Origin of the sequence: Pseudomonas putida, assembly GCF_028682175.1 — a bacterium.
Taxonomy (GTDB): domain Bacteria; phylum Pseudomonadota; class Gammaproteobacteria; order Pseudomonadales; family Pseudomonadaceae; genus Aquipseudomonas; species Aquipseudomonas putida_AD.
Map to the genome: position 1 here is coordinate 1 of NZ_JANHKS010000115.1, position 341 is coordinate 341.

Here is a 341-nt window from a genome sequence, read left to right on the forward strand (position 1 = left end):
CGTCAGGGGCGCGAAGCACAGATCGAGGCCAGTAAACAACGCGCGGGCGAGAACACTCTTAAGTTGTTCGACCAGCTCGACCTGGCTGAAGTGGACGAAACGCTCAAGCAGTTCGAAGCGCGTATTGACGAGTGTCAAGCACACGCCGATGCGCGTGCTGAACCGCATCTGCAACTGCTGCGTAGCCAGTACCTGCTCAATGCGCTACACGCGTATGACCCCAATCACTTGCGCCACGGCTGGTCGTTCGCGATTCAGGCGGCGTTGTGCACCCTGGGCATGGAAGCCTGTGTGCCGGGCCAGACGTTGCTCACGCAGTGGTGGGAAGACACGCAAATCGC

1 protein-coding gene is annotated in these 341 nt (G+C 60.1%); it reads left to right on the top strand.

Features of this window, described 5'->3' with window-relative positions; all coding sequences use genetic code 11:
* Positions 1–341 (top strand): hypothetical protein (locus NPS29_RS28700; RefSeq protein ID WP_425312565.1); only part of this gene is annotated, 341 nt, incomplete at both ends.